Raw genomic sequence first — 2,287 nt, 5'->3', positions numbered from 1 at the left:
CATGCCCCGCCAGAACATCGGCTTCATGCTCGAACCCCACGGCTTCTTCAACCAAAACCCCACCCTCAACCTCCCCACCGAAACCCGCGGCACCAACGCAGGACACTGCAGCATGGGAGGAGAACGATGAGCCGGCAACAAACTACAGCAAGCTCGAGTACCGCCAAGACCGGGGCTAAGTCGGGGAAGCTGAAGGCCAACACCCTGGGGCTGTGGGATGTGGTTTTCATGGCGGTCGCCACGTCCGCACCCATCACGGTGATGAGCGGTAACGTCCCGATTTCGGTCGGCTTCGGCGTCGGCACCGGAACCCCGGCAACATACATCTGGGCAACGGTGATCCTGTCGGTCTTTGCGATCGCCTATGTCACGATGGCCCGCTACGTGACCTCTACGGCCGCGTTCTACGGCTTCATCTCCCGCGGTTTGGGGCGCGTGCTCGGCCTCGGAACCGGTTTCATGGTGACCTTCGGCTACATCGTCTTTGAGGCCAGCATCATCGGTATTTTCTCGTACTTCGGTCACCTGGCCTTCAAGGATCAGCTGGGCCTGGACATCCACTGGGTGGTCTTCGCCGTGGTCGGCCTGCTGACCATTGGTTTCCTGACCTTTTTTGAGATCAGCATGGCAGCGAAAATCCTGACGCTGCTGTTGTTCACGGAGATCGCGATCCTTGCCATCATGGCTTTCGGTGTGCTCTTCAAGGGCGGAGGCCCCGACGGGCTGATGCCAGAGACATTGAACCCGGCCATTGCGTTCTCACCCAACGGGCTGCAGGTCGCAGCGCCCGGGCTGGCCATGTTCATCGCATTTTGGTCCTGGACCGGCTTCGAGTCTACGGTGATGTACGGGGAGGAATCCAAGAACCCGAAGAAGATCATCCCGATCGCCACGATGATCGCGGTCACCGGCGTCGGCGTCTTCTACACGTTCGTCTCCTGGATGTCCGTCGCCGGCAACGGCGCCCAGGGAGCCATCGCCCTGGCGCAAAGCGCCAACCCCCTGAACATGTTCTTCCACCCAACTGACGTCTTCGTCGGCCACGGCTGGGTCCTGGTCATGGAATGGTTGATGATGACCGGATCCTTCGCCTGCGCCATGGCCTTCCACAACGCAGCATCACGCTACATGTACTCGCTCGGAAGGGAAGGAATCCTGCCCGGCGCACTTGGCAGGACCCACAAGAAGCACGGATCGCCCCACATCGCGTCTTTCCTCCAGACAGGTATCGCCATTCTGTGGATCCTCGGGTTCTGGTTCTTCAACAAGGACCCATACCTGGATGTTTTCGCCCTTCTGGCGATCCTTGGGACATTCATGCTGGTGATTGTGCAGACCGTAACTATGGCCGCAGTGTTCAACTACTTCCGCAAGCACCACCCGGAAGAAAACTTCTGGCGCACCAAGGTTGCTCCCATCATCGGCGGGGCCGGAATGCTCGGCGTGGTCATTATGATGTTCCTGAACCTGGACACGGCGGCGGGACCTGCATCGTCGTCCCTGCTGTTCAAGCTCATCCCCTACATCGCCGGCGCGCTCTTCGTCACCGGCGCAGGCCTGGCACTCTACTTCCGGAAAACCGATCCGTTCAAGTACGAAACCATCGGCCACGTCGTCCTCGCCGACGACGGCCACGGCCCCGTCCTGGACGAGGAAGACCCGGCGCCGCTGCGCCCGATCGACCTCGAGGCCGTTCGGGACATGGAGCGGCAGCATGCCGCCGGTGACCTGGACCAGGAGCTCGATGACCTGGAGCGGGAGAAGAAACTGGAGCTGGAGAAGGAATAGCTCTGACAGCCGGTCCCCGGCGCTGCCCACAGGCAGTGCCGGGGACCGACCCATTTAACCTGACCACAAGGCCGCCAGCTGGTTTGCTGGCGGCCTTGTCAGGTCTCATTTATGTTGCTGCTGGCCGCGGTCCCGGCCGTGTTTCCGAATGTTTCCAACATGTTAACTGGGGTGGGAATTTATGGCCCCGAATTTCTCAAGTAAATGTTTATGAATTACTTTCCCAAACGAATTCCCTGCCGTAGTTTTGCTTGTGGAAGGAACGCGGTGACCGGCATCACACCGATCACGTGCACCGGAGATGAACAGTTCTGACGAGGACGAACAGTTCTGAGAATCCAGGGACCTTTTCTGCCTGCGGGCTCGAAACGGCAACACCACCAGGCTTCCCGGGCCGTAGGCATCCTCTTCCTGTTGAAGGACCTAGTTAAGGAGTAAAAGCATGACTATCGATACTGAAGCCGCGACTGTTGTTGGGGTAGCGCACCCCCTGGATCCG

General features: G+C 59.6%; 1 protein-coding gene. It reads left to right on the top strand.

The window, feature by feature from the left end; all coding sequences use genetic code 11:
- The first annotated feature begins 126 nt into the window (after positions 1 to 126).
- Positions 127 to 1,788: an APC family permease gene (locus tag ACFQ50_RS24470; protein WP_377998220.1), complete on the top strand. Its 1,662-nt coding sequence runs from the start codon at positions 127 to 129 to the stop codon at positions 1,786 to 1,788.
- The last annotated feature ends 499 nt before the right edge of the window (positions 1,789 to 2,287 follow it).

Source organism: Arthrobacter sp. NPDC056493, assembly GCF_042795115.1.
GTDB lineage: Bacteria > Actinomycetota > Actinomycetes > Actinomycetales > Micrococcaceae > Arthrobacter.
This window is presented reverse-complemented; position numbering and strand designations above follow the sequence as displayed.

Excerpts from the sequence above, each read along its gene's own strand:
- ACFQ50_RS24470 (WP_377998220.1), top strand. The coding sequence starts at position 127 with ATGAGCCGGCAACAAACTACAGCAAGCTCGAGTACCGCCAAGACCGGG.